Here is a 24,069-nt window from a genome sequence, read left to right as displayed (position 1 = left end):
AGGCGACACCCGATGGCTCAGAAAAAACTCACCGTCCGCCAGATCGGCAGCCCGATCGGCCGCAAGCCCGACCAGCGTCAGACGCTGCAGGGCCTTGGTCTCAACAAACTTGGCCGGACCAAGGAACTTGTCGACACGCCTGAAGTGCGCGGCATGATCCGCAAGGTCTCCCACCTCGTGGAAGTGGTCGGCGAATAAGGCGCACCCGCGCGCCGGCCCTTCTTCTCGTATTCGAAAGTCCTGATGTCATGAAACTCAACGATCTCTCCCCCGCTGAAGGCTCCACCAAGAAGCGCATGCGCGTTGGCCGCGGCGTCGGCTCGGGCAAGGGCAAGACCGCTGGTCGCGGCGTCAAGGGCCAGCATGCCCGTTCGGGCGTGGCCGTGAACGGCTTCGAAGGCGGCCAGATGCCGATCTACATGCGTCTTCCGAAGCGCGGCTTCACCGCGCCGGGCACGAAGACCTATGCCTGGGTCAACCTCGGCCGTATCTCGAAGGCCGTTGAAGCCGGCACCATCGACGCCTCGGACGTGACCGAAGAGACCCTCGTGGCCTCGGGTCTCGTGCGCAATGCGCGCGACGGTATCCGTCTTCTCGCCAAGGGCGACGCACCGAAAAAGCTGAAAATCACCGTGACAGGCGCCTCGAAAGCGGCCGTTGAGGCCGTTGAAAAAGCCGGTGGATCGGTCACGATCACCGGCCCGAGCAAAGACGCCGCTGCGGAATAATCCGGGGTAATTGCTTAGCACCCCTTCACAAACCACACCTCGCCGCCGATCTTTGGCGGCGAAGTACTTTCAGGGAGGCTCGTGAGGCCGATGGCAAATGCTGCCGAACAAATGGCCCGCAATCTCAATTTTGGGACGTTTGCGAAGGCCAAGGATCTTCACGCGCGGCTCCTGTTCACGCTGGGGATCCTGGTTCTTTACCGGCTCGGCACGTTCATTCCGCTCCCCGGTCTTGATCCATCCCAGTATGCCAGCCTCTTCCAGAGCCAGGCGGGCGGCATTCTCGGATCGATGAACCTGTTCGCCGGCGGCGCCGTCGAGCGGATGGGCATCTTCGCCCTCAACGTCATGCCCTACATCACGGCGTCGATCATCATCCAGATGATGACGACTGCCTCGCCCACGCTTGAAAAGCTCAAGAAGGAAGGCGAGGCCGGCCGCAAGCAGATCAACCAGTACACCCGCTACCTGACGCTGGTGTTTGCGCTGATCCAGTCATTCGCCATTTCCGGCGGCCTGGCCTCGGTGCGCCTTGAAGGCATCTCGGCCCCTTTCTTCATCCTGACCGGCGTGGTCACGCTGACCGGCGGCACCATGCTGCTGATGTGGATGGGTGAGCAGATCACCGCCCGGGGTATCGGCAACGGCATTTCACTGATCATCTTCGCCGGCATCGTCGCCGAGCTGCCGCGCGCGATCTATAACCTGGTCGCCCAGGCCCGCACCACGTCGGTGGATATTGGCTTCGTGCTGGCCATCGCGGTGATGATCGTCGGCCTGATCGTGTTCATCGTGTTCATGGAGCGCTCGCAGCGCCGCCTGATCATTCACTATCCGAAGCGCCAGCAGAGTCAGGGCTTTGCCCAGGGCCAGCGCAGCTTCCTGCCGCTCAAGATCAACACGGCCGGCGTCATCCCGCCGATCTTCGCTTCGGCGCTGCTGATGCTGCCGCTGACCGCTGTAGGCTTCCTGGGCGGCGGCGCAGCGACCGACACGAACGCTGCGACCGGCGTTCTGGGCTGGCTGGCGGCCAATTTCTCGCCGGGTTCCTGGCCCTACATCATCACCTATTCGGTGTTCGTGATCTTCTTCTCGTTCTTCTACACGTCGATCATGTTCAACCCGCAGGAAACCGCAGACAATCTGCGCAAGTATGGCGGGTTCATTCCGGGGATCCGTCCGGGCTCCAACACGGCCGCCTATATTGACTATGTCCTGACGCGCCTGACCACCATCGGCTCCCTCTACCTGCTCTTTATCTGTATCCTCCCTGAACTCCTGCGCCGCTACTTCCCCCAGATCCCGTTCTACATTGGCGGCACGTCGCTGCTGATCGTGGTTTCGGTAACCATGGACACGGTCACGCAGATTCAGTCGCACTTGATTGCGCACCAGTATGAGGGAATGATCCGGAAATCGAAGCTCGGGGGCAAACGTAAGTGAACTTGATTCTGTTTGGACCGCCGGCGGCCGGAAAAGGTACGCAGGCCAAACGGCTCGTTGACCAGAGGGGATTCATCCAGTTGTCGACGGGCGACATGCTCCGGGCGGCCCGCGCCTCCGGATCCGAGCTGGGCAACCGGGTTGCGAAGATCATGGATGAGGGCGGTCTTGTGTCCGACCAGATCGTGATCGACCTGATCGACGAACAGCTGACGGCCCGCGCCGGTGCGCCGGGCTTCATTTTTGACGGTTTTCCCAGAACAATCGGGCAAGCCGAGGCCTTGGACAGCCTTCTGCAATCGCGGGGCGAACAGGTCGATCTGGTGATCCGGATGCGCGTGGACGACGAACGTCTGCTGGCCCGGGTCACAAAACGCTTTGAGGAACAGGGAAGGGCGGACGATAACCCGGCTACTTTCTCCCGCCGCCTCGAGCGCTACTATGAAGATACGGCCCCGCTGGTTCCGCTTTATGCGGAACGCGGCGTACTCGTTGAAGTGGACGGGATGGGCACGATCGACGCTGTGGCCGCGTCAATTGATGCGGCTTTGAAACAATCCGCCTGAACCGCGCAGTTCTTCTGTTGACGGGCGAAAAAGCGCGGCTATAAGCCTCGTTTCTTAGCTTCAGGCTTAACCGCCGGTGCGCGCGACGGGTTCCTTTACCCGGCTGGCGCGCATTTCATGTTTGATCATCCGCTTGAGGAGACACGGCTTTGGCCCGTATTGCAGGCGTCAACATTCCGACTAACAAGCGCGTCGTTATCGCGCTGCGCTATATCCATGGCATCGGCCCGTCCTTTGCGAAGGAAATCTGTGAGAAGGTTGGCGTCGAGGAATCGCGCCGCGTGAACCAGCTCACGGACGCTGAAGTCATCAAGATCCGTGAAACGATCGACTCCGACTATATGGTCGAGGGCGACCTGCGCCGCGACACGTCGATGAACATCAAGCGTCTGATGGACCTCGGTTGCTACCGCGGCCTGCGTCACCGCAAGAAGCTGCCCGTCCGCGGCCAGCGCACCCACACCAACGCCCGCACCCGCAAGGGTCCGGCGAAGCCGATCGCCGGCAAGAAGAAATAGGACTGAAATCCAATGGCCCGCGAAGCTAACCGTATCCGCCGCCGTGAACGCAAGAACATTACCTCGGGTATTGTTCATGTGAACTCGAGCTTCAACAACACGATGGTGACCATCACCGACGCGCAGGGCAACACGATCTCCTGGTCGTCGTCGGGCGTCATGGACTTCAAGGGCTCGCGCAAGTCGACCCCTTACGCAGCCCAGATGGCCGCTGAGGATGCTGCCAAGAAAGCCAAAGAGCACGGCCTGCAGACGGTTGAAGTGCGCGTGCGCGGTCCGGGTTCGGGCCGTGAGAGCGCGCTGCGCGCTCTGCAAGCGGCTGGCCTTACTGTTACCGCGATCAACGACACGACGCCGATCCCGCACAACGGGTGCCGCCCGCCGAAACGCCGCCGCGTCTAGTCCAAGATCCCTATCCCCGGCAGCGCCTCGAACAGGCGCTGCTCTTCCTTTTCTGAGGAATGCTGATGACCACCGTGAATGACCGCAACTGGAAAGTGCTGATCCGTCCGAACCGTCCTGTCGTCCAGGCCGGCTACGACTCCAAGCGCAAAGCCAAGCTCGTTGTCGAGCCGCTGGAGCGTGGATACGGCACGACGCTGGGCAACGCCCTGCGCCGCGTCCTGCTGTCCTCGCTGCAAGGCGCCGCTATCATCGGCGTGCAGATCGACGGCGTTGTGCATGAATTCTCGGCGATGCCGGGCGTGCGCGAAGACGTCACCACGATCGTGCTGAACCTGAAGCAGGTCGCCATCTTCATGGAATCGGAAACGCCCAAGCGCATGGTGCTTCGTGCGAAAGGTCCTGGCGAAGTGAAAGCCGGCCAGATCGAGACCTCGGGCGACGTGAAGATCCTGAACCCCGACCACGTGATCTGCACGCTGGACGGCGGCGCTGAAGTCCGCATGGAATTCACCGTTGCGACCGGCAAAGGCTACGTCGCCGCCGATTCACACCGTCCGGAAGACGCCCCGATCGGCTACATCCCGATTGACGCGATCTACTCGCCGGTCCGCCGCGTCGGCTACCAGGTCGAAGACACGCGCGAAGGCACCGTCCTCGACTATGACAAACTGACCCTCGATGTTGAAACCGACGGTTCGGTCTCGCCGGAAGACGCCGTGGCCTATGCCGCCCGTATCCTGCAGGACCAGCTGCAGCTGTTCATCAACTTCGAAGAGCCGACCCTTGAAGCCGGCAGCACCGCCGACGAGACGGACCTGGGCTTCAACCCGGTTCTCCTCAAGAAGGTCGACGAGCTCGAACTCTCCGTGCGTTCGGCGAACTGCCTGAAGAACGACAACATCGTTTACATCGGCGACCTGATCCAGAAGTCCGAGGCGGAAATGCTCCGCACCCCGAACTTCGGCCGCAAATCGCTGAACGAGATCAAGGAAGTTCTCGCCGGTATGGGCCTGCACCTCGGCATGGAAGTGCCGGACTGGCCGCCTGAGGACATCGAAGGCCTCGCCAAGAAATACGACGATCACATCTAGCCCAGGATATATGACCGGGGCCTGACCACCTCGGAAGGAACAACGCCATGCGCCACCAGATTGCACACCGCAAGCTCAACAAGACCACGTCGCACCGCAAGGCGATGTTCGCCAACATGGCGGCCAGCCTGATCGAGCACGAACAGATCGTCACCACCTTGCCGAAAGCCAAGGAAATGGCGCCGATCATGGACAAGCTCGTCACCCTCGCCAAGAAAGGTGACCTGGCCGCACGCCGTTCGGCTCTGTCGACCGTTCGTAACGAAGAAGCCGTCCGCAAGCTCTTCGCCGTGATGGGCGAGCGCTACAAGGACCGCAATGGTGGCTACACCCGCGTGCTGAAAGCCGGCTTCCGTCAGGGCGACAACGCCCCGATCGCCGTACTCGAGCTGGTCGACCGCGATCCGGAAGCCAAGGGCGCCGCCGACAAGGCCCGCCACGCGGCTGAACTGGAAGCGATGGACGAATAGTCTGCGTGAAGATTTTTTCCGCAAGGAATTCAGGACGCCCCGGAGAAAACCTCCGGGGCGTTTTGCTTTTGTGGTTGACGCCGGAATCCGATTCCATCATACGGCGCCTCCATTCAGCAACGGAGCATCCGCAGATGTCCTGCCGGTATCTATTTCAGCCAGGGAAGAACGCGACCTGCGACACAGGTCGTGCGTGTTACCGCATCGAGGTTGCTGGATAGGGGCTGACGATCAGTCCCGGGGCCCTGACGGGTCTTTTGCCGCCCTCCGCGCGTTTCGCCCGGAGGGTTTTTTCTGTCTGGAATCCGAAGGGGTCGCGTGGAGGGCTTGATCAGGAGGAGCTTCAGGAACGAAGCTACAAGACAATGAAAGAGTTTAAAGTCTTTGAAACCTTCGCCGGCGGCCGCATCAAGGCCTGGGTGAAAGGTGTGCCGGTGGAGGAATCCGCGCGCGAGCAGCTGGAGAATGTCGCCGGCCTGCCGTTCGTGCATTCGCACCTCGCGGTGATGCCGGACGTCCATTTCGGGCGCGGCGCCACTGTGGGCTCGGTGATTCCGACCAAGGGCGCCATCATTCCGGCCGCTGTCGGCGTCGACATCGGTTGCGGCATGATGGCGATGCGCACCAGCCTTACCGCGAACGACCTGCCGGACAGCCTCGCCGCCATCCGCGCCGAGATCGAACGCAAGGTGCCGGTCGGCAACGGCCCGGGCGGCAACCACAAGGACACCCCGGCGCGCGCGGCGACTGCGCTTCGCCATTCGGGGCTGCACGAGCGTCTCGACAAGGTGCTCGCGAAACACCAGCGCATCCAGCGCACGATGTTCGCGAAGCAGCTTGGCACGCTTGGCGGCGGCAACCACTTCATCGAGCTCTGCCTCGATGAGGAGGGTCGCGTTTGGGTCATGCTGCATTCTGGCTCGCGCGGAACAGGCAACATCCTTGGTACCTACTTCATCCAGGAAGCCCGCGCGGCGCTGGAGAAGCGGGTGCTCGGCTATCACGTGCCGGACAAGGATCTCGCCTTCTTCTTGGAAGGGGAAGATCTGTTCACCGACTATGTAGAAGCCGTCGGCTGGGCGCAGGACTACGCGCGGCTCAACCGCGAGGTGATGATGGACCGTGTGCTGATGGCCATGCGTGATGTGCTTCCGGCCTTCACGCTGGAGAAGTCCGCGGTGAACTGCCACCACAACTATGTGGAGCAGGAGCATCACTTCGGCGCCGACGTCTGGGTCACCCGCAAGGGCGCTGTGCGTGCGGGCAAGGGTGAGCTTGGCATCATTCCGGGTTCGATGGGGGCGAAGTCCTTCATCGTGCGCGGGAAAGGCAATGCGGACTCGTTCTGCTCATGCTCGCACGGGGCAGGGCGCACGATGAGCCGCGCCGAGGCCAAGCGTACGTTCACGCTGGACGATCACCTCGCCGCCACGGCGGGCGTGGAATGCCGCAAGGACAGTGGTGTGATCGATGAGACGCCGATGGCCTACAAGGACATCGACGCCGTCATGGGCGCGCAGGCTGACCTGGTGGAGATCGTCCATACGCTGAAGCAGGTCGTGTGTGTGAAAGGGTGAGCTCCGTTTGTCCGACGGGCAACGCGTCGCTCCAGTGGAGCGATGCGAGGGGCGAACGAGCGTCGCGCGGCTGTCCAAACCGGCGCTTGACAACTTGCCGCACCTCTGACATTACGCCGCCTCTGCTGATCGAAAAAAGATCCGTAAGCGGATGGTCAGTAGGCAAACAACAGGAATTCACTATGAAGCAGAGTATCGAAACATACACCTGCTCCTCGAATCATCGGGGAGCGCGTCATGCGTCCCCGCGCGTTTGCCGGTAGACGCCTGACCTCACACTGAAACAGTTCAATGCCGTCTGGGCGCGCGCTTCGGCGTGTTGCAGCGGTTTGAAAGGAGGTGGATCATGGGCACGCCCATGACCCTGCCGGCGTCTGTGGATGTTCGTCCGGCGCCGGTTGTTACGCCCTTGCTGGCCTTCCTTGCCGGAGACCATGCGACGGCGATTGCTCGCTTGTGGCCGGCGCCGCACGAGGTCTTCCTCGCGCTGCCGGCAGCTCGCCGCCATGCCGCCGCGATTCTCGTGGGGCGCAGCGGTCAGGTAGATGCGCGCATCCAGTGGATGGTGTCGCGCGAACGCGACGGCGAGCTCGCTGCCGAGATCTTCGGCGTGGCGCCGCCGGGTGGATTGGTCAAGGCGCTCGGCCGGATGGGCGAGCTGTTGTGGCGTACGGAGGATTATGTCCGCTTCCTTGACTTGTTCGGGGAGCCGGCGGCCTGCATCCTCTTCCGTCACCTGAAAGCGCTCCGCCCGGAAACCCTGGGCACCGTCGCTGCCTTGCCGCCGCCTCTGCGTCAGGCTTCGATCGTTACCCATCTGGGTGCGGACGAAGCAGCGACCGCAGATCTCGCTGCGGCCTGGGCTCTTGCCCTTCGGGTGCGCGGCGAAGAAGCGGCGCGTGATCTTGCGCAGCGCTTCGGCCGGGCCACCGGCCGGGCGGCGTTGTTCGAGATGGCCCGGGACGCGATCCAGCCGGCAGCCTTCGGCCCGGTTGAAGCGCCGCCGATCCTGCCGCCGCCGTTTCAGGCAGTTCAACGCCTGGAAACGCTGACGAGCACGGCGCTGGAGTTGCGCAACTGCCTGCGGGACTTCGTCGCCGACATCGCCTCGGGCCGGATGGCGGTTTACGTCTGGCGCGGGGAAGGCGGCCCGGCGGCCGTGGCTTTGCGTCAGGACCCGGCCGGTTGGCGTCTCGCGGAAGCGCGAGGGCGCGACAATGCAGACCTCAGCGACGAAGCCGTCATGGCGATCGTGGCGGAGGTTCGCGCGGTGAGCGTGCGCACGGGCGAATCCTGGGGTTGGCTGCACCGCCGGCTCGAGGATCGCGCCGACGACACGCCGGCCCCGGACGCAGCGCGGCCGCCGGCCACGTGGCGGGCACAGCTCGGTCTCGGTAACATCTGGGACTGAGTCAAAGCCGGGAGCCCCGGACGCAAACGTCCGGGGCTCTTGCTTTCCAGATCGCGTGTTCCGGGTTAGGCTTCCGTAAAAGAAGCGGAGGAAACACCATGGCCGACGGGCACAAGGCTGAAGATCAGGCAAAATTCCGGGAGATGCTGGAGGGCACCAAGGAAGATTGGGATATCATTGCCGAACACGCAAAGAGCTTCAACAAAGGGCTCGCAAAACGAGTGCTCGACCATCTGAAACTGCTGGACGGCGACTATGGCGGTTTCCCGGTCGACCGGCTCACCCACTCGTTGCAAACCGCGACGCGCGCGCACCGCGATGGCCGCGACGAAGAATATGTCGTCTGCGCCCTGTTGCACGACATCGGCGACACGCTCGGCAGCTTTAACCATCCGGACGTCGCCGCGGCGATCCTCAAGCCCTTTGTGTCGGAAGCCAATCACTGGATGGTCGCCAATCACGGCGCGTTCCAGGGCTATTATTTCTTCCACCATCTCGGGCTCGACCGGAACATGCGCGACCAGTTCCGCGGCAACCCGCATTTTGAATACTGCGCGCAGTTTTGCCACCTCTACGACCAGGCGGCGTTCGATCCGGACTACGAAAGCGAGCCGCTTGAATTCTTCGCCCCGATGGTCGAGCGGCTGTTCGCGCGCCCGAAAAATTCCATGTATCTGAAGGCGATGCAGGAATAACTTGAAAGACAGGACAAAGCCTGATGCTGAAACTGCTGGTCTTTGTCCTGCTCGTGGCTGCGGTGATCTTTGCCTTCACGCGGCGCGTTCCCCCAAACCGTCCACCGCGCGATCCGCCGCGTGACGGCAATCCCACGCCGCTGCTGCCGGCGACCCTCGCAGGTTCGGACCCGGACGAGGCCTCGCCGCGTACGCCGGCCGGCGAGAACAACGAAATGGTCACCGGAGACATCGGCGATGGCGGTGATGGTGGGGCGGATTGACTTGCCGGATCAGTCGACGATCGGGGTGGCCGGACGCGCGCCCCGGGTTGTGACGAGATAATCGTAGCCCAGCAGGAAGAAGCGATTGTCGGGCGAGAGAGCGTTCAGCCCTTTCTGTTCCAGCCGCAGGCGAACGCTTTCGAGCGGGATCACTGCATACCCGTCTGCCGGGATAGCTTCTTCGGAAATGCCCGCGGCTGCCAGCAAGGCGGCCATCTCTTCGGAACGGTAATCGACCGTCTCGAAGACACGCTCGCCCGCCGGATTGGTAACCGTTTGTTGCCCCTGAAGCGGAACGAACAGGATGTGCAAGGCATTCAGTCCGTTCGCGGCCGCGATGCCTTCGGTCAGTGAGCCGAGGTCGAATGTGTTCAGGGGGCCGGTTCCACGCGCGAGATGATTTGCGCCGAACTTGAACAGGACGCGCGGAGCGGGCTCGGGCGTGGCCTCAAGCGCTTCGAGCAAGTGGCGGCGCATAAGCGACACCCGGGTGGCATTGCTGGCATAGTTATCGCCGGAAGAATAAAGCGCATAGATTTCAGCACTCTCTGCCAGATCCTTGATAAGGCCCAGTGCGCCGGGCAGGTCGGCATAGGCGCGGCTGAGCGCCTCGAAGTCTTCCGGCGTCGCCGTCAGCATCATGATGGCGTCCAGTCGGCCCTCAGCGAATGCGTTGTGGTCGGCGTCGCGCCAGGCCTGCGTCAGGCTGGCGGCTTCGTGTGTCGGGGCTGCCGCGGACAAGGTCTGCAGATGCACCAGCGGCGCGCCGACAAATTCCTGATCCAGTCCCCGGACCGGATCGATTCCGTCTTCGGCTTCATCGACAAAGTAATCCGCAAGGCGGGCGTCTTCTGCCATGTTCACGAACGGAATCGCGAGCGGACGGTTTTCCAGAAACGCCGCAAGCTCCGTGTTCCCGCCGATCCGCAGCAGATCGGTCAGGACGGCGTCGCTCTGCGGGCCAATCTCCATCGCATGATGGACAACACCGAACGCGCGCGCCTCGCGGGCAAGGGCGAGCGCGATCTCCGGCGAGTCGGCAAATCCGTGGTCTTCTCCGAACAATATGAATTGTGCGCCGGGCAACTCGGCGCGCAGCAGTTGCGCACCCTCGCCTTCAAGCCGGCCTTCCACGAACGTCATCGTAGCCGGCGAGGTTGGGGTCTCGGCGACAGTATGGCCCCACCCGAGTGCAATCAGCGCGATCAGTATCGATAGACGGCGTGCGGACATGCGTGCGTCCCCCTATGTGATTGCCTGTCGTAAAGAGGATGCACGGTGAAGCGCGGATGGATGCAGCCGAGGTCGAATAAACTGCGAACCCTTACGCAAGCCGGATTCGAGTATGGGTCTATAGCCTTCTGTTCCTGAGGGAAAATCAGCTTCCGCTGGGTGGGCATTCGCCAGTATGCGCGACGCTGGTGCCAGCGGCGAGTGCTTCGCATTTGTTGCCATAGGTCTCGCCATCACAGCCGCAGACCGGATTGTATTCGCGGGTGCAGATGGTCGGTGTCTTCCGGCATTCGCCGGCCGCATCGGCGACCCGGCGGCAGATGCCGTCCTCATAAACGCACGTGAGGCCTTCGGCGCAGGAAAAGCCCGCAATTCCGCCGCACATCTTGCCCGCCTCGGCGATGTGGACGTTTGAAACGGGCGCTTCATCTTCGGGTGCGGGCGCGGATTTGTGCGCGAAGGCGCAGCCTGAAACGAGGGTCAGGGAGAGAACAAGAAGGGCAAGTCGCATGGGGGTCTCCAAGTTTCAGGAGAGCCTGCGACCCGCGCTGTTCCTTGGCAAGATGGGTTGATTACTTCACGCTTTCGGCAACCGCGGCGAAGATGTTCTGGCCGTGTTCGCCGCCGGACTTGAAGGCAGGGCGTGTGGTGCTCACGTCGGTGATCCGGTCCCATTTCGCGGCGACCGCTTCGGCGGTCAGTGCTTCGCCGGCGCCGACGAATACGCCGGCCGTCTCGACGATGCGGGCCATCGAGAAGGCGCCTGCGCCGGCTGACAGGATCATGCCGGTCGGGGCGTCTTCCTTGACGAGGTTAATGACGCCCGGGGTGACGTATTCCGGCTTCAGGGCAGCCAGCATCTGCTCTGACATGATGTCTTCGGTCATCCGCGTTGCCGCAATCGGGCACACCGCGTTGATCTTGATGTCGTTTTTCGCACCTTCGATCTTCAGCGTGTTCATCATGCCGACGACGCCTAGTTTCGCGGCGCCGTAGTTGGCCTGACCGAAGTTGCCATACAGACCGGTCGACGACGTCGTCACGACGATACGGCCGTAGTTCTGGGCTTTCATGATGTCCCAGGCGGCCTTCACCGGCAGAAAGGTGCCGCGCAGGTGGACGGCCAGCACCAGGTCGATGTCGTCGATGGACATTTTCGAGAAGGAACGGTCGCGCAGGATGCCGGCATTGGCGATGATGATGTCGATGCGGCCCCATTTGGCCATCGTGTCATCGATCATTTTCTGCACGCCGGCCTCGTCGGAGACCGACGAGCCATTGGCGATGGCTTCGCCGCCGAAGGCTTCGATTTCCTTCACCACGGCTTCGGCCGCTGCAGAGTTGCCGCCCGTGCCATCGCGCGATCCGCCCAGGTCGTTGATCACGACCTTGGCGCCGCGGCGGGCGAGTTCCAGCGCGTGTGCGCGGCCAAGGCCGCCGCCAGCACCGGTGACAATGGCAACGCGGCCGTCGAAGCGGATCTCGGACATGGGGGTCTCCTGAAAGCGGTTTTTAATTTGGGCGGTGTCACACCAGACGTTCACGTCAACGTCAAGCATATCCCCTGCGTCACCTCGACCCGCAGGCCTGCCCGATCTGCCCCGCGGTCAATCTTGCCAGTCGCCCGGCGCCGTGTTCTTCTCAGTTCCGAAACAATACCCAGGAGGAAAGACCATGCTGGCTTATGTGACACTCGGAACCAACAACAAGGAGAAGGCGCTCGCCTTCTACGATGCCGTGCTCGGCGAAATGGGCGCCAAGCGCTTCTTCGCGAACGAGCGTCTGCAGTTCTACGGCGTCGGCCCCGGCCAGCCGATGCTCGCCATCGGCGACGCCTACGACAAGAACCCCGCCAGCGTTGGCAACGGCGTGATGCCCGCGCTTGCAGCCAAGGACAAGGAAACGGTCGACAAGGTCTACAATAAGGCCATCGAACTCGGCGCCGCTGACGAAGGCGCACCCGGCAACCGGATGCCGACCTTCTACGGCGCCTACTTCCGCGACCCAGATGGCAACAAGATCTGCGTCTGCAAGCTGGGCTGAGACACTGTCATTTTGGACGATCAGAGAATCTCCCCGGCGCAAACCGGGGGGATTTTTGTTTGGAGCGGATTACTTCGGCCGCGCGTCTTCCAGCCTGCCGGCGTAGAAGGTGCGCAGGTCGGCAGCGAGGGCGGCGAGGGCGCCCTGGTTGAGATACATCATGTGGCCGGCCTGGTAGTAGGTCATCGCCACGCGGTCCTGCGGGATACCGTAGCGGCCGAAGGTGATCTCGGAGTCGAAGAAAGGCGTGATCAGGTCGAAATAGCCGCTCGCCACCCAAACTTTCATCGCCGTGTTCTGCCGCATCGCGGTCGACAGCTTGCGGCCGACATTGACGTAATGTGGCTCGGAATACTCGCCCTCTGGCGCGTCGCTGAAGTTCCAGTTGTTGCCCGCGTCGTCGCTCGAAACCATATAGGACCGGTCCATCGTGACGCCGAGATCGGCTGAAAGGTACTGGTTCATCAGCGCATTGTAGGCCGATCCCACCGCATAGTCGGAAGCATCGGAGTCGGGGCCTTCGGCGGCGTCGTCGGCTTCGTCGCCGAGATAGCGTCCATCGAGCCGGCCGAGCGCGACGCCCCGATCGCGCAGCAATTCCTTCTGGAACCGGTGCATCAGGATCCGCAGGTCGGAGGTTTCGATATAGGCCGGGTCGAGGCCGGTGAAGTAGGCAAGTCGGTCGCGGATATGCGCGCGCTCTTCCGGTTTCAGTTGGGCGCCCTTGAGCAGGGCGGGGCCGTATTCATCGCGCGCAAAGGCGCGGGCCTCGGCCAGGAAGGTGGCTTGCGGCACACCGATGCCCGCCTTGCCATGATACTGCGCGGTCGCCGCCATGCTGGGGAGGTAGGTGATGTAGGAATAGACGTTGTCGTGAGCCGACGTTGACCCCTCATAGTCCAGTGCCTGCGAGATCATCACGAGGCCATTGAACGCAATGTCCACTTCGCCGGTGATCATGCGGTGCGCGAGATAGGCCGCACGCGTCGTGCCGAAGCTTTCGCCGATCAGGTATTTCGGCGCGTTCCAGCGCTTGTGATCGGTCAGCCAGATCCGGATGAATTCGGCAATCGAGCTGCCATCGCCCTCCTCGCTCCAGTAATCCTTGTCCTCGCCCTTGCCGATGGCGCGGCTGTACCCGGTTCCGACCGGATCGATGAAGACGAGGTCAGTCACGTCGAGGATCGACAGTGGATTGTCGAGCAGGGTGTAGGGCGCGGCGCCATCATCTGCGTCGGCATCGCTCGCGACCTGCACACGTTTCGGGCCAAGCACGCCCAGGTGCAGCCACACCGAGGCCGATCCCGGGCCACCATTGAACACGAAAGAGACGGGGCGGGGACCGCTGGCATTCTCGCGGATATAGGCGATCGTGAACAGGCTCGCGGCTGGTTCGCCCTCGCTGTTCCGGATCTGCGTTTCGCCCGCTTCCACCCGGTAGGTGATCTTCTGGCCCCCGAACGTGCCTGTATGTGTCGTGGTGAACATCACAGGTTCGGGAAGCGGCTTGGCGTCGGTCTCGGCCTTTTCGGCGGCGGTCGCTTCAGGGGCGGCGAGCGCCGGGGCAGCCGATACAATCGTCAACGCCAGGAGAAATGCCCGGATCTTCATTCTGATGTCCTTCGTGCAGCACGGCGCGCCTGTCTCGGGAACACGTTCAGGCGCTTGATATATTTGCCAAAAACCTAGGCCCGCTTTGAACCGTCGTCAAACCGGGCTGACCTGGACCCGGACCGGCGCGTTCAAGGGGCCGTCCCGCGTCCAGGCCTCGATCCGGTACTCGCCGGGGGGCAGGATCAGCGGCAGCCGCTCGCCCGGCAGTAACAGCAGACGGTCCTCAGGTACGGCCAGATCGGGTTCATTCAGGCGCCGCGCTTCGATCAGGACGGGCCGGTCCTGGGTCAGGAAGGGGTCAGGCAGGTCCACAGAGGTGTCAGTTTCGGTGCGCCCGGAGACCATGCGGCCATCCTTGAGGGTCTCGCGCGGTAAGGCGAAGACCAGGTCCGCCCGCGCGGCCGAACCCGCCTCATCGCCGAGCGAGGGCAGGTAGGCCGGGCGTTCATCCATTTCGCTGCAGGTGATCAATCCGATCACCAGCGGGTCAAATCCGGTCAGGCGTTTCACCACATCCCGGAACGCGGTGGTTCCGGAGGGATCGTCTGTGGACTCGATATGCACGACCGCCCGGGCGTACGGATTGGTCCAGAACACCTTGCGGCTCAGCTGGTCGGCGAGCGCCAGTTGGCGGCGGGTGGCTTGTTCGCCCGGCGTCAGGGCGGCAAGGTCGGCCGCGCCGCGCCACCAGATGCCGGCATCGACGAGGGTCATTCCGCTCGACTTTACCGCGCGCAGCAACCGGCCGTGTCCGGGATCGCGTGTCACCAGGCCTTCTGTGACGAGCGGAATGCCGGGATGGCTGGCGCCGGCCGGTTCGAGCGTCAGTCCGTCATCCGCGTAGGCCGTGAAACCGTCCTCGGCAAGACGGCCGAAAATCTCGCCGAGGAAGTCGATCTGCGCGGGCGCGCTGCGCTCGGTCTCTATGATGACGATGTGCGCGTCCTGCACATTTTGCGACATCATCTCTACCGGATCGACCCAGAGCTGAGGGCAGGCGATGCCCGGATTGTCGCTGCCCGCCGCTTCGGCGAGATCGCCCCGGCCCATCGCGCGCAGCACATCGGCCAAAGGTTTGTTCTGGGCCGGGTCGGCGCCGGCCAGGTAAAGCTCGGTCTGGGCAAAGAAGAAGGCGCGCGCTGCGTCGCTCGGTCCCGAATGGGTCTGCTCGCTTTCCGCCAGAACCACGCTGGCGAGCGTCGGTTCATGGGCTTCCGGCGCCGGAATCCCGGGCGTCTCCGCCGCGCACGCGGTCAGCAATGTGAATGTCAGGCAGGCGGCCCGCCTCAGCATTCGCGCTTCATCCTTCAGAAACTGGTTACAGACTGCGTCTGGCAATCGCGCCTGCGCGTCAACGCAACTCGCCCTGCGGGCTAGGCAGCCCGCCATCAATGCAGCCCCGGCGGGAAACCCGGCTTTTGCCGTTGCCCGCTTTCCATTCGGCAGACACGCCGCTAAGCCTTGTACCGGGTTCCAATAAGCGGGAGGTGCGGGTGTCCATGCCGGCAGGTTTTGAATGGGGATGGGACAACGGCCGTGCGCTTCTGGGCATGGCATTGATCTACGCGATTTGCTGGCTGGTTTCCGAGAAAAAGAAGCTCTTCCCGTGGAAGATCGTGCTCGGCGCCACCGTGATGCAATTCGCCTTCGCGCTGATCCTGTTCGGCATTCCGGTCGTGCGGCAGATCCTGTTCAAGGCGAACGATGTCGTGAGCGGTCTGCAGGCCGCCACGCGCGCCGGCACCAGTTTCGTGTTCGGCTATGTCGGCGACAATGCGGCTGCTAGCGAGCTGATCGGCGGATCGGCGCCGCCGCTGTTCTTCTTCCAGATCCTGCCCATCATCATCGTTGTCGCCGCGCTTTCCGCCATGCTCTGGCACTGGCGTATCCTGCGCTGGATCACCAACGGCTTTGCCGCTGTCTTCCGCCGCACGATGGGTCTCGGCGGGGCCACTTCGCTCGCCGTGTCGGCCAACGTGTTCATGGGAATGACCGAAGCGCCGGTCCTGATCCGGCCTTACGTGAAAGGCATGACGCGCTCGGAACTGCTGATCATGATGACGGCAGGCTTCGCCACCATCGCCGGCTCGGTTCTGGTCGTATACGGAGCGTTCCTTGAGGGAAAGATGGCCAATCCGCTGGCCCAGCTGCTGACCGCGTCCATCATGGCGGCGCCCGCGGCCGTGGCCGTGGCGCTTACCATGATCCCGGAAACCACGCCGGCTGACCAGCGCGTTCAGAACCCTGATTTCAACTACGCCTCCACGATGGACGCCTTCTCGACCGGCGCCACGGATGGCCTGAAGATCGTGTTCAACATCGCGACGATGTTGATCGCCGCGCTTGCGCTGCTCTGGCTGGTCAATGCCGGTCTCGGTGTTTTCCCGGACGTGTTCGGCGCGCCGCTTTCGATTGAGCGCATCCTCGGCTGGATCTTCGCGCCGCTCATGTACATGGTCGGCGTGCCGTGGGACGAAGCCGCGCGATCGGGTTCGTTGATGGGCGTGAAGACCGTGCTCACCGAATTCGTCGCCTTCATCCAGCTGGCTGACATTCCGGTGGACGCCATGGATCCGCGCACCCGGATCATCACCGCCCACGCCATCTGCGGCTTTGCCAATTTCGGCTCGATGGGCATCCTGATCGGCGGTCTCTCGATCGTCGAGCCGGAACGCCGCGACGACTTCCTGTCGCTCGCCTGGCGCACGCTGCTGGCCGGCACGCTCGCCACCTGCCTGTCCGCCGCTGTCGTCGGCGCGCTGCCGTATCAGTTGTTTGCGGGAGTGCATGGGTGAGGACGGTCAACTGGCGATTCGGACTCGCTGCAATCCTCGCAGTGATTGCGCCGCCCGCCCTCGCGCAGGACGCTCCGTCAGCTGAGGACGAGCTTGCCGGGTGCGAGGCTGTCACAAATCCGCCCTGCGCGTGCTCGAATTCCTGCGAGGCGCCGGCCGAGGAAATTTCCGTCCTGCCGCGCCGCCTCAGTCCTGTCGAGGTCTGGGGCGACCGGCGCCCGACCGATCCCGGCTCGCAGTCCGCACTCAGTGGTGCGCTGGTCGCCGAGACGGCCGCCGACCACCCCGCCGAAATCCTGAACCAGGCGCCGGGCGTGAACGTGCAGATGAATTCAGGGCAGGAGCACCTGATCGCGATCCGCTCGCCGGTGCTCACCGGCGGCGCCGGGCAGGGCAGCTTTCTGGTACTCGAGAATGGTGTCCCCGCCCGCTCCCCTGCCTTCGGCAACGTCAACAGCCTGATCGAACCGCATTTCGAAGTCGCGAGCGAGATCGAGGTGGTGCGCGGGCCGGGCAGTGCCAAGTACGGCTCGAACGCCGTACACGGATTGATCAACGTCTTCCTGCCCTTGCCGTCCGACGAGCAATTCGTGCGCGGCAGCTACAGCACCCTCGACCGCTGGCGCGGCGATGCCTCGGTCAACCTGACGGACAATACGCGCCTCAACCTGTCGCTGCTCGACGACAAGGGCTGGCGCGACGAGACAGGCGCGCTGCAGCAGAAGCTCTCGCTGACCGACACGCGCGAACTCGCCGGATGGGATGTCACCGCCTGGCTTTCGGCCTCGAACCTGAATCAGGAGACCGCCAGCTTCATTCAGGGCCCCCGCGCCTACGAGGACCGCGATCTCGCCGAGACGAACCCGAACCCGGAGGCTTTCCGAGATGCCTGGTCGGCGCGCGGCGCCATCCGCTTGCAACGCATGCTCGGACCGGGCCGCCTGACGCTGGCGCCCAACCTGCACAGCCAGGGCATGGTCTTCTCGCAGCATTTCCTGCCGTATGGAGGAATCGAGAAGAACGCGCATACCGGCGGCGGCCTGATGGCGCGTTACGACTTCGATGCGTCCGGTCCCTTCATCTGGCGTTTCGGTGCGGACACCGACTTTGCGACGGGATACCTCAAAGAGGTCCAGCCGATCCCGCACCCCAGTCCGGCTTTCCCTCAAGGCGTCCACTACAACTATTCCGTAGACACACAGGTCGCTGCACTGTGGGGCGAGCTTGAGTACCAGCTGTCACCCACCTTCCTCCTGGTCGCCGGCCTGCGCGGCGAGATGCATGACTATACCTACGACACGCGCGCGCCGGCTGGCATCAATGGACGCTTCAACGTGCCGGCAGACCGCACGGATGATTTCGCCTTTACTGCGCCGAAACTCGGTCTCGTCTGGGACCGCGAGTGGTATAGTCTCTATGCCAATTATGCGCGCGGCGGCCGCGCCCCTCAGGTGTCAGACCTTTACCGTTTGCAGTTCCGTCAGGTTGCAGGCGAGATCGAAGCCGAAACGCTGGACAGCGTGGAAATCGGCGTGCGCGGCGATGGGCTTTTCGGTCATCTGGATTTCGATATCGCCGCCTACTGGATGGAAAAGGAGAACTTCTTCTTCCGCGATTCTGATGGCCTCAATGTCGTGGACGGATCAACCCGCCACAAGGGGATCGAAGCCGCCGCCACGCTGCGGATCGACGACCGCCTGAGCCTCGGCGGCAACGTCGCCTGGAGCGACCAGACCTACACCTTTGACCGGCTTGTGATCGCGTCTCAACAGAATGAGCGGATCGCCGCCGGAAATGCCATCGATACGGCACCCGAATGGCTCGCCGATGCCCGTCTTGACTGGCAGGCATTCGACGCGCTGAAGCTGTCGCTGACCGTCGAACATGTCGGCGAATACTTCATGGACCCGGCGAACACCGTCACCTATCCCGGCCACACCGTGCTGGGCGCGCGCGCCGCCTGGGACTGGCAGGACGATCTGCAGCTCTGGATCAACCTCCGTAACCTGACGGACGAAGCCTATGCGGACCGGGCCGATGTCGGGTTCGGAAACGAGCGCTATTTCCCCGGAGAGCCGCTGAACGCGACCTTCGGGCTGACACGGAAATTCTAGAAAATACCGGAGGATCTCATGAAGCTCTATCATAGCCCGCAAGCGCCGAACCCGGACCGCGTGGTCTATTTCCTGCGCGCAAAGGGCAAGCTGGACGCGGTCGAGCTCCAGGAAGTTTCGATCATGAAGCAGGAACACAAGGAGGCCGACTACCGCGCCGTGTCGCCCTATTCGCAAGTGCCCGCGCTGATCCTCGATGACGGGACGAACATCACGGAGAGCCGCGCGATTTGCACCTATTTCGAGGGCATCTTCCCGGAGCCGAACCTTATGGGAAAGGACCCGAAGGAGAAGGCGCTGATCGAAATGTGGGACCGGCGGATCGAGCTGATGCTGTTTGTCCAGTTCGCGACCTGGTTTCGCAATTCGCACACGGCCATGGCGCCGCTGGAAGTGCCGCAAAGCGCAGAAGCGGCTGCCAAGGGCGAGAAGGCCGCAAAGAAGATGGCCGAGCGTCTGGACGCCCACCTCGCCGATCACGCGTTCGTTGCCGCAGACCGGTTCTCCATCGCCGATATCACGCTCTACATCACGTGCGGCTTCGCGCGCGTCATGAAGTGGGCGCCGCACAAGGAGCTGCCGAATCTCGGCCGTTGGCATGCGGCGATGTCCGAGCGCGGATTTGCCGGTTAACGGGCAGGTTACCAAGGCGGGGGTTTCACGGCGCCGCCGATCCTGTATGCAGCTTCCAGTCACATAATCTGGGAGCGGCGCATGATCCGGTCTTGTCTCTTCGCGGTCCTGGCACTGGCCTTGTCGGCGTGTGCGCAGCGTTCAGCCTGGACGCTGCCGGTGCAGCCGCTGAACGCCCACGAGTTGGCCCGCACCGCACCAACCGGGCGCCTGTCCGGTGTGGCGATGCCAGTGGCCTACAGGGCCGCGCTCGATCTCGATCCGCGCCAGCCGCGTTTCAACGGTGTCGTCGAAATCGACATCCAGCTCGAGGCTGCGTCGACCGGACTCTGGATGCACGGCGACGATCTCGATGTGAGTTCGGTCACGGCCACGGCGGGCGGTGAAACCGTCGCGGCGACCTGGACGGAAGTGCTTGAAACCGGTGTCGTCTGGGTTGGCTTTCCGAAACGGCTCGAAGCGCGCAAGCTGACGCTGAAGATCGTCTATTCGGCGCCGTTCAATGCAAACCTCGCCGGCCTGTTCAAGGTCGAGTCGCAAGGCCAGTTCTACGCGCTGGCGAAATCGGAAAGCATTGAAGCGCGCCGCTTCCTGCCCGGTTTCGACGAGCCGGGCTTCAAGGCCGTGTTCGATATGTCGATCACGGTGCCGGAAGGCATGCGGGCGATCGCCAACACGCCGGAAGTGTCGCGTGCGCCGGCGCGTCCCGGCTTCGAAACGATCCGCTTTGCGCCTACCCGTCCGCTGTCGACCTATCTGCTCTCGGCTGCGGTTGGCGAGTTCGATCAGGTGGCGCACGCCCCGATAACCGCAAACGCCGTCCGCAAGACGGAAATCCCGCTGACGGGCTATACCCGCACCGGAAAAGGCGATGAGCTCGAATACGCCCTGTCGCTGACGCCGCCGATCGTCAGGATCTTCGAGGAGATGCTGCAACAGCCTTATCCTTACGAGAAACTTGACCTCGTTGCGGCGCCGCAGTGGCCGTCCGGTGCGACGGAGCTTGCCGGCGCGATCACTTACCGCGAAAGCCGCATCCTGCGCGGGCCGAATGCCGGACCGTCCTTCATCCGGGCCCTGAAGGAAATCCATGTCCACGAAATTGCGCACATGTGGTTCGGTGATCTGGTCACGCCGCCGTGGTGGGACGATCTGTGGCTGAAGGAGGGGTTCGCAAACTGGAGCGAGACCGCCGTCCTGTCCATTCTTGAGCCCGACGGCAATCATGAGGTTGCCGCCGTCTCGGACATGCTCTCCGCGATGTCGCTCGACAGCCTTGCCAGTGCCCGCGCCGTATCGAGCCCGATCACGCGCAACGAGGACATCCGCAGCGCCTACGATGCCATCACGTATTCCAAGGGCCAGTCGGTGATCCGGATGGTCGATCACTATGTCACGCCGGAGCGTTTCCGCCCGGCGCTCGGCCGCTACATTGCGCGCTACGCAGATGGCGATGCCAACAGCGAGGAATTCTTCAGCGCCATCAGCCGCGCAACAAACGAACCCGCCGTCGGCGATATTTTCCGCGGCTTTGTCACACAGCAAGGTGTCCCGTTGGTCGAGGCCAGCGTCAGCTGCGGCAAGGGCGCCCCGAAACTGACCCTGACGCAAAGTCGCTACAAGCCGCTCGGCTCCGAGATTGAGCCCGCGCGCATGTGGACGATCCCGGTCTGTGTCGCCTGGCGGGATGGCGCCAATTCGGGACGCACCTGCACGCTTCTGGACAAGCCGCAATCCGTTACCGACCTGAAGGGCGCCCTGTGCCCGGCGGTGATCGTGCCGAACGCGGATGGTGCCGGCTATTACCGGTTCGGACTGTCGGCAGAGGGCTGGCGCTCGCTCGGCGAAGCGCTGGGCGACCTGCCGGCCACCGAAGCCCTCGCCAGCCTCGACAGCGCCGAAGCGGCGTTTGCTGCCGGAAACCTGTCCGGCGAAGATTGGCGCGGTGTGCTGGTTTCAGCTGTGTCGCACCCGGACGCGGCCGTCCTTTCGGCGGGCCTGCGTGCAACAGAAACCCTGCTGCGCCAGCTCAGCGATCATCCGGTAGCGGACGATCTGCGAACCGAGATTACGGCCACGCTGGACGCGCGCACGGATTCTCCAGACGATGCTGAAGGCGCGGCGCGCATCCTCGGCTTCCGCGCCCTGACGCTGAACGATGCGGCGGCGCGCGACAGTCTTCGCCAGCAACTGGACGCGATGCTCGATGGCACGGGCGGACTTTCCAGCGATCTCTATGTTCCGGCCCTGCGGGTCGTGTTTGCCGATGGCGGCGCAGCGATGTTCGACAAGGTCCTTGAAGCCCGGGCCCGGCTGGACGATGCCGTCTTCACCCAGGCCGTGGCTGACGCCATCGGTTCCGTCCGCGATGCCGAGCTGGCCGCGCGGGCAGAGCAACTTGTCTTCGACGGCGCGTTTGGCGGCGCAGCCAGCGCGTCAATGGCGACCAGCCTGATGGCCAATCTCGCGCACCGCGAGGCCACATGGAACCGCCTCAAGTCTGACTTCCCGGCCTACCTCGCGGTTATCCCGTCCCAGTCGCGCCGCGCAACGCCCCGCCTTGCGCGGTCCTTCTGCGATGCGGGCCGGATTCCGGAACTCGACGCCCTGTTCAAGGTGCAGGGCCCGGAGGCCGCCGGCCATGAACAGGCACTTGCCGAAACGAAGGAATATCTCACGCTTTGCGCGGTCCAGGCCGACGCGGCGCGCGCCGCATTCGGCCCGCGCTGACGCCGGCGCTCAGGCTGGCGTCTCGTCCAGCGACAGGCCGCCCTTGCGCAGCGCCATGCGCAGCAGAAGGTAGGACAGCAATCCGACTGGGCCGAGCAGGAAGGTGAAGAACTGGCACGGCGCTGCTGCAAGGTGCGGTACGCCGCGGCGCTGGCTGTCGCGGCCGATCCAGGCGCCGACGAACAAGTCGAATACCAGATAGTGGGACCAGCCGACCAGCACACCGAGCGGCGATTGGAAGATGGCGGTGATCCCGGAGATCGAGGTGAAGTTCGCCTCGCCTCCGGTCACGCCGCTTGAGATCGACCAGACCAGGGCGATGAGGTAGAACACGCCGAGAAGCAGCGGATAGATCCCCGAATGCACGATCTGCTTCGTCAGTCCGAGCCGCGGCAGAAAAATCAGCAGGAACCAGGCCGGCAGAACCGACATGTTGATCACGCTGAACAGGGCCTCGTAGGTCATGGCACTATCCCGGTCGCGGTTCAGGCGTTCTTGATCGTCAGGCCGCCATCGACCGGGATGTGCACGCCGTTGAGGAAGCTCGCCGCCGGCAGTACCAACGACAGCGTCATGTTGGCGACCTCTTCGGGAATGCCATACCGGCGCAGCGGCACGCGGCGCTTGGCATAGATTTCCTTGTGCTCGTCGGGAATGCCCGCCGTAATGCCGGTGATGATCGGGCCGGGGCAGATACAGTTCACCGTGATGCCTTCGCGGCCAAGGTCGACCGCGAGCCCGCGCGTCAGGCCGATCACGCCGTGCTTGGCCGCCACATAGGGTGAGTTGCCCGGCGTTGCGCCGAGGCCTTCGGTGGAGGCGATGTTGACGATCCGTCCCCAGCCATTCTTCCGCATGTAAGGCAGGGCCGCGCGGATGGCGCGCTGGTGCGAGGTGAGCATCACATTGATGCTGGGCCCCCAGCTGTCCTCGTAGGACTCTTCACCGACCTGAGCCGGAATCGCAAAGCCGGCATTGTTCACGAGGATATCCAGGCCGCCGAAATGCGCCGCAGCCTCGTCCACAACGCGCTTGATCGCGGCCGCATCGCCGACATCCAGCGCCCAGCCCTTCACATGGTCGATTCCCGCCGCCTTGATCTCGTTCACTACGATATCGACGTTTTCCTGCTTCAGGTCGGTGACGGCGACGTTGGCGCCTTCGCGGGCAAACAGGTGCGCGGTCGCGCGGCCCATGCCGCTGGCGGCGCCGGTGATCAGGGCGGTCTTGCCTTTGATGGAACGGGAAAGCTCCACATAGGGGGGCTGGCTCATGGATTGGCCTTTCGTTTCATGATGGTGCCTGAGAAATTGAGAACGGGGCGGCCATCCGCCGTGACGATCCCGCGGATGAAGGTCAGCCGCCCGCCCTTGCGCAGCACCTCGCCGCGCGCCTCGATCCGTTCGCCTTCGCGGGCGCCGTCGAGGAATTCCGAAGTGAAAGCCACGGTGACGCCATACAGGCCTTCGACACCGTCATGGGCGATGGCGAACAGCGCGAAATCGGCAAAGGTCATCAGGCAGCCGCCATGCATCACGCCGCCGGCATTCATGTGCTTGCGCTGGGCGCGGAAGCCGGCCACGGGACCCTGTTCATCGACGCGGAAATAGAATGGCCCGGCAGTCTCATGCTCGAACGGCTCGTCCGGCCAAGTCTGCCAGCCGGCAAATTCACCGCTTTCGATCGTGACGACCGTCATGACGCCTCCCTGTCGTGTCTGTGCTGCGGCACCATACCCTT

25 protein-coding genes are annotated in these 24,069 nt (G+C 63.5%); 17 read left to right on the top strand and 8 right to left on the bottom strand.

The features are described 5' to 3' along the window. Positions 1-12: 12 nt before the first annotated feature. The 12 genes from rpmD (at position 13) to GC148_RS03145 (ending at position 9,167) form a co-directional block, all read left to right on the top strand. A complete protein-coding gene (gene rpmD / locus GC148_RS03200) occupies positions 13-198 on the top strand; it encodes a 50S ribosomal protein L30 (RefSeq protein WP_291068620.1) in 186 nt (61 codons plus the stop codon). Positions 199-248: 50 nt separating this feature from the next. Continuing rightward, positions 249-728: a 50S ribosomal protein L15 gene (gene rplO / locus GC148_RS03195; RefSeq protein WP_291068618.1), complete on the top strand. Its 480-nt coding sequence runs from the start codon at positions 249-251 to the stop codon at positions 726-728. A gap of 90 nt (positions 729-818) precedes the next feature. Further along, a complete protein-coding gene (gene secY, locus GC148_RS03190) occupies positions 819-2,171 on the top strand; it encodes a preprotein translocase subunit SecY (RefSeq protein ID WP_366062997.1) in 1,353 nt (450 codons plus the stop codon). Next, entirely contained in the window at positions 2,168-2,737 is a 570-nt protein-coding gene (locus GC148_RS03185) for an adenylate kinase (RefSeq protein WP_291068616.1), read from the top strand. Before secY ends, GC148_RS03185 begins: the two co-directional genes overlap by 4 nt. 149 nt (positions 2,738-2,886) lie before the next feature. Then, on the top strand, positions 2,887-3,255 hold the full coding sequence (gene rpsM / locus GC148_RS03180; RefSeq protein ID WP_291068614.1) for a 30S ribosomal protein S13: 369 nt from the start codon (positions 2,887-2,889) through the stop codon (positions 3,253-3,255). A gap of 12 nt (positions 3,256-3,267) precedes the next feature. After that, entirely contained in the window at positions 3,268-3,657 is a 390-nt protein-coding gene (gene rpsK / locus GC148_RS03175; protein WP_291058230.1) for a 30S ribosomal protein S11, read from the top strand. Positions 3,658-3,722: 65 nt separating this feature from the next. Next, entirely contained in the window at positions 3,723-4,751 is a 1,029-nt protein-coding gene (locus GC148_RS03170) for a DNA-directed RNA polymerase subunit alpha (RefSeq protein ID WP_291068612.1), read from the top strand. 47 nt (positions 4,752-4,798) lie between these two features. Next, positions 4,799-5,221 (top strand): 50S ribosomal protein L17, encoded by a 423-nt coding sequence (gene rplQ / locus GC148_RS03165; protein ID WP_291068610.1) that lies wholly within the window; start codon positions 4,799-4,801, stop codon positions 5,219-5,221. 365 nt (positions 5,222-5,586) lie between these two features. After that, complete coding sequence (locus GC148_RS03160; protein WP_291068609.1) at positions 5,587-6,798, top strand: RtcB family protein; 1,212 nt, start codon at positions 5,587-5,589, stop codon at positions 6,796-6,798. Positions 6,799-7,144: 346 nt separating this feature from the next. Next, complete coding sequence (locus GC148_RS03155) at positions 7,145-8,209, top strand: hypothetical protein (RefSeq protein ID WP_291068607.1); 1,065 nt, start codon at positions 7,145-7,147, stop codon at positions 8,207-8,209. A 98-nt stretch (positions 8,210-8,307) separates the two neighbouring features. Continuing rightward, a complete protein-coding gene (locus tag GC148_RS03150; RefSeq protein ID WP_291068605.1) occupies positions 8,308-8,904 on the top strand; it encodes an HD domain-containing protein in 597 nt (198 codons plus the stop codon). Between the two features lie 23 nt (positions 8,905-8,927). Beyond that, on the top strand, positions 8,928-9,167 hold the full coding sequence (locus tag GC148_RS03145) for a hypothetical protein (protein ID WP_291068604.1): 240 nt from the start codon (positions 8,928-8,930) through the stop codon (positions 9,165-9,167). Between the two features lie 9 nt (positions 9,168-9,176). Here GC148_RS03145 and GC148_RS03140 read toward each other — a convergent pair whose 3' ends face one another. The 3 genes from GC148_RS03140 to GC148_RS03130 all read right to left on the bottom strand — a co-directional run bounded on the left by GC148_RS03140 (position 9,177) and on the right by GC148_RS03130 (position 11,890). Further along, the gene (locus tag GC148_RS03140) at positions 9,177-10,400 is read right to left on the bottom strand and encodes a hypothetical protein (RefSeq protein ID WP_291068602.1); all 1,224 of its coding nucleotides are present in this window, start codon (positions 10,398-10,400) and stop codon (positions 9,177-9,179) included. Between the two features lie 145 nt (positions 10,401-10,545). After that, the gene (locus GC148_RS03135) at positions 10,546-10,911 is read right to left on the bottom strand and encodes a Kazal-type serine protease inhibitor family protein (RefSeq protein WP_291068600.1); all 366 of its coding nucleotides are present in this window, start codon (positions 10,909-10,911) and stop codon (positions 10,546-10,548) included. A 61-nt stretch (positions 10,912-10,972) separates the two neighbouring features. Then, positions 10,973-11,890 (bottom strand): SDR family NAD(P)-dependent oxidoreductase, encoded by a 918-nt coding sequence (locus tag GC148_RS03130; protein ID WP_291068599.1) that lies wholly within the window; start codon positions 11,888-11,890, stop codon positions 10,973-10,975. Positions 11,891-12,074: 184 nt separating this feature from the next. Between GC148_RS03130 and GC148_RS03125 the strand changes: the two genes are divergently transcribed. Continuing rightward, a complete protein-coding gene (locus GC148_RS03125; RefSeq protein WP_291068598.1) occupies positions 12,075-12,443 on the top strand; it encodes a VOC family protein in 369 nt (122 codons plus the stop codon). A gap of 69 nt (positions 12,444-12,512) precedes the next feature. On the opposite strand, the gene GC148_RS03120 is transcribed toward GC148_RS03125, so the two are convergent. Both GC148_RS03120 and GC148_RS03115 read right to left on the bottom strand, forming a co-directional pair. Further along, positions 12,513-14,054: a peptidase S10 gene (locus GC148_RS03120; RefSeq protein WP_291068596.1), complete on the bottom strand. Its 1,542-nt coding sequence runs from the start codon at positions 14,052-14,054 to the stop codon at positions 12,513-12,515. 96 nt (positions 14,055-14,150) lie between these two features. Continuing rightward, positions 14,151-15,350, bottom strand: coding sequence for a hypothetical protein (locus GC148_RS03115; RefSeq protein WP_291068594.1), 1,200 nt, complete (start codon positions 15,348-15,350; stop codon positions 14,151-14,153). A gap of 206 nt (positions 15,351-15,556) precedes the next feature. Between GC148_RS03115 and GC148_RS03110 the strand changes: the two genes are divergently transcribed. The 4 genes from GC148_RS03110 (at position 15,557) to GC148_RS03095 (ending at position 22,329) form a co-directional block, all read left to right on the top strand. Further along, the gene (locus GC148_RS03110) at positions 15,557-16,852 is read left to right on the top strand and encodes a nucleoside transporter C-terminal domain-containing protein (RefSeq protein WP_291068592.1); all 1,296 of its coding nucleotides are present in this window, start codon (positions 15,557-15,559) and stop codon (positions 16,850-16,852) included. Continuing rightward, positions 16,849-18,966 (top strand): TonB-dependent receptor, encoded by a 2,118-nt coding sequence (locus GC148_RS03105; protein WP_291068591.1) that lies wholly within the window; start codon positions 16,849-16,851, stop codon positions 18,964-18,966. Before GC148_RS03110 ends, GC148_RS03105 begins: the two co-directional genes overlap by 4 nt. Positions 18,967-18,984: 18 nt before the next feature. Next, the gene (locus tag GC148_RS03100; protein WP_291068589.1) at positions 18,985-19,599 is read left to right on the top strand and encodes a glutathione S-transferase family protein; all 615 of its coding nucleotides are present in this window, start codon (positions 18,985-18,987) and stop codon (positions 19,597-19,599) included. 81 nt (positions 19,600-19,680) lie between these two features. Then, entirely contained in the window at positions 19,681-22,329 is a 2,649-nt protein-coding gene (locus GC148_RS03095; protein WP_291068588.1) for a M1 family metallopeptidase, read from the top strand. Between the two features lie 9 nt (positions 22,330-22,338). Here the strand turns inward: GC148_RS03095 and GC148_RS03090 are convergent, their stop codons facing one another. Genes GC148_RS03090 through GC148_RS03080 form a run of 3 tightly spaced genes read right to left on the bottom strand, consistent with a single transcriptional unit; the run spans position 22,339 to position 24,028 of the window. Beyond that, entirely contained in the window at positions 22,339-22,794 is a 456-nt protein-coding gene (locus tag GC148_RS03090) for an ABA4-like family protein (RefSeq protein ID WP_291068587.1), read from the bottom strand. A 20-nt stretch (positions 22,795-22,814) separates the two neighbouring features. Then, positions 22,815-23,603 (bottom strand): SDR family NAD(P)-dependent oxidoreductase, encoded by a 789-nt coding sequence (locus tag GC148_RS03085; RefSeq protein WP_291068586.1) that lies wholly within the window; start codon positions 23,601-23,603, stop codon positions 22,815-22,817. Further along, on the bottom strand, positions 23,600-24,028 hold the full coding sequence (locus GC148_RS03080) for a PaaI family thioesterase (RefSeq protein ID WP_291068585.1): 429 nt from the start codon (positions 24,026-24,028) through the stop codon (positions 23,600-23,602). The genes GC148_RS03085 and GC148_RS03080 overlap by 4 nt, the downstream gene beginning before the upstream one ends. Positions 24,029-24,069: the final 41 nt, after the last annotated feature.

Origin of the sequence: Hyphomonas sp., assembly GCF_016125515.1 — a bacterium.
In the GTDB taxonomy this organism is placed as follows: Bacteria; Pseudomonadota; Alphaproteobacteria; order Caulobacterales; family Hyphomonadaceae; genus Hyphomonas.
This window is presented reverse-complemented; position numbering and strand designations above follow the sequence as displayed.

Coding starts and splice junctions, on each gene's coding strand:
- rpmD (WP_291068620.1), top strand. CDS start 13: ATGGCTCAGAAAAAACTCACCGTCCGCCAGATCGGCAGCCCGATCGGC.
- rplO (WP_291068618.1), top strand. CDS start 249: ATGAAACTCAACGATCTCTCCCCCGCTGAAGGCTCCACCAAGAAGCGC.
- secY (WP_366062997.1), top strand. CDS start 819: ATGGCAAATGCTGCCGAACAAATGGCCCGCAATCTCAATTTTGGGACG.
- rpsK (WP_291058230.1), top strand. CDS start 3,268: ATGGCCCGCGAAGCTAACCGTATCCGCCGCCGTGAACGCAAGAACATT.
- GC148_RS03170 (WP_291068612.1), top strand. CDS start 3,723: ATGACCACCGTGAATGACCGCAACTGGAAAGTGCTGATCCGTCCGAAC.
- rplQ (WP_291068610.1), top strand. CDS start 4,799: ATGCGCCACCAGATTGCACACCGCAAGCTCAACAAGACCACGTCGCAC.
- GC148_RS03160 (WP_291068609.1), top strand. CDS start 5,587: ATGAAAGAGTTTAAAGTCTTTGAAACCTTCGCCGGCGGCCGCATCAAG.
- GC148_RS03155 (WP_291068607.1), top strand. CDS start 7,145: ATGGGCACGCCCATGACCCTGCCGGCGTCTGTGGATGTTCGTCCGGCG.
- GC148_RS03150 (WP_291068605.1), top strand. CDS start 8,308: ATGGCCGACGGGCACAAGGCTGAAGATCAGGCAAAATTCCGGGAGATG.
- GC148_RS03145 (WP_291068604.1), top strand. CDS start 8,928: ATGCTGAAACTGCTGGTCTTTGTCCTGCTCGTGGCTGCGGTGATCTTT.
- GC148_RS03140 (WP_291068602.1), bottom strand. CDS start 10,400: ATGTCCGCACGCCGTCTATCGATACTGATCGCGCTGATTGCACTCGGG.
- GC148_RS03135 (WP_291068600.1), bottom strand. CDS start 10,911: ATGCGACTTGCCCTTCTTGTTCTCTCCCTGACCCTCGTTTCAGGCTGC.
- GC148_RS03130 (WP_291068599.1), bottom strand. CDS start 11,890: ATGTCCGAGATCCGCTTCGACGGCCGCGTTGCCATTGTCACCGGTGCT.
- GC148_RS03125 (WP_291068598.1), top strand. CDS start 12,075: ATGCTGGCTTATGTGACACTCGGAACCAACAACAAGGAGAAGGCGCTC.
- GC148_RS03120 (WP_291068596.1), bottom strand. CDS start 14,054: ATGAAGATCCGGGCATTTCTCCTGGCGTTGACGATTGTATCGGCTGCC.
- GC148_RS03115 (WP_291068594.1), bottom strand. CDS start 15,350: ATGCTGAGGCGGGCCGCCTGCCTGACATTCACATTGCTGACCGCGTGC.
- GC148_RS03110 (WP_291068592.1), top strand. CDS start 15,557: ATGCCGGCAGGTTTTGAATGGGGATGGGACAACGGCCGTGCGCTTCTG.
- GC148_RS03100 (WP_291068589.1), top strand. CDS start 18,985: ATGAAGCTCTATCATAGCCCGCAAGCGCCGAACCCGGACCGCGTGGTC.
- GC148_RS03095 (WP_291068588.1), top strand. CDS start 19,681: ATGATCCGGTCTTGTCTCTTCGCGGTCCTGGCACTGGCCTTGTCGGCG.
- GC148_RS03090 (WP_291068587.1), bottom strand. CDS start 22,794: ATGACCTACGAGGCCCTGTTCAGCGTGATCAACATGTCGGTTCTGCCG.
- GC148_RS03085 (WP_291068586.1), bottom strand. CDS start 23,603: ATGAGCCAGCCCCCCTATGTGGAGCTTTCCCGTTCCATCAAAGGCAAG.
- GC148_RS03080 (WP_291068585.1), bottom strand. CDS start 24,028: ATGACGGTCGTCACGATCGAAAGCGGTGAATTTGCCGGCTGGCAGACT.